The organism is Streptomyces africanus (genome assembly GCF_002150735.1).
Classification (GTDB): Bacteria; Actinomycetota; Actinomycetes; order Streptomycetales; family Streptomycetaceae; genus Streptomyces; species Streptomyces africanus.
Map to the genome: position 1 here is coordinate 1 of NZ_MUKA01000713.1, position 1,321 is coordinate 1,321.

Here is a 1,321-nt window from a genome sequence, read left to right on the forward strand (position 1 = left end):
AGCCCAGGGAGAGGACCCGGGGGGTGAGGGTGAAGGTGCGGGGGTTCGGGGTCGTCACCAGGCCCAGGTGTTCGTAGGTGATCAGCGCCCGGCGGGCCGTGGCCCGGGCCAGGCCCGTCGCCTGGGCCACCTCCGTGAGGGTCAGCTCCGGCCTGCCCTCGCCGAAGGCCGTCAGGACCGTCAGGCCGCGGGCCAGGGATTCGATGAAGTCGCGGCCCAGCTGCTGCTTGGACGCGCCCGTCCAGAGCGCCAGGTTCGAGGGGGGCGGGCCGGGTTCCGGGGGTGGCGTGCGGCGCAGTTCGCGTTCCATCTCCGTCACCGCCGAGCGCAGCCTCGGGAGCAGGGTGGTGCGCAGGTCGTGGGCCGTGTGGCGGCTCGTGTGGCTGACCACGCTCGCCACGCACGCGATCTTCCGGCTGTCGCCCGCGTGCGGGGACCGGACCGGGACCGAGACCGCCACCAGGCCCGGTTCGATCAGTTGGTCGTCCAGGGCCCAGCCGTTCGCGGCCGCCTCTTCCGTGCGGCCGGCGAAGGCATCGTCGTCTCGGTGGTCCGCTCCGTACGTGCGCGGTGGTACGGCCGTGAAGGACAGGTCCCTCGGGTCCGACGCCCTGCGGTCGCGCCAGCGCTGCCAGTCGGTGTCCGTCCACTCCGTCGCGAACAGCGGTCCCGGTGCGGTGCGTTCGGCGGGGAGCAGGTCGCCGATGCGGAAGCTGAGGGACATCGCGCGGCGGCGGGTGGCCTGGTGGATGAAGCGGATGCCGTCGCGGTCGGCGACCGCCAGGGACACCGACTCGTCCAGTTCGTCGGCCAGGGCGTCCGCTCGGGCGGCGAGGAGGGCGGGGAGGCGCAGCGCGCAGAGGTAGGCGTTGCCCAGTTCCATCAGGCGGGGGGCCAGGTGCACGTCCCTGCCGTCCAGGCGGACGTAGTCCATGCGGGCGAGCGTGGCGGTGATGCGGTCGATCGTGGAGCGGGCGAGGCCGGTGGCCCGTTCGAGGGCGCTGAGGCTCAGGGTGCCGTCCGCCTCGGTCAGTTCCCGCAGGACCGCGATGCCGCGGATCAACGGCGTGACCGCCTCGGTGGGCGCCCCGCTCCCGGTCCCCTCGTGGGCGTCGTTCGTGGGCTTCGCTGGCATCGGCTCTCCGGTACGGCGGTGGCGGCACGCCTACCGTAATCCGGAACCCGGAACCCGGAATCCGCCCGACCCTTGTGCGCTGATCGACCCCCGCCGGGCCCTACCTCCTGCTGCCTGCCGCTATCGCCCCTCGTGTCACCCGCACCCGGTAGCCCCCCGCCCGATCCGTCCCCACCACGCTGATCA

1 protein-coding gene is annotated in these 1,321 nt (G+C 73.6%); it reads right to left on the reverse strand.

Going from position 1 to position 1,321, the window contains the following annotated elements; genetic code table 11:
- A partial coding sequence (locus CCL05_RS43610; RefSeq protein WP_086565932.1) for a helix-turn-helix domain-containing protein occupies positions 1-1,135 on the reverse strand: 1,135 nt, incomplete at its 3' end.
- Positions 1,136-1,321: the final 186 nt, after the last annotated feature.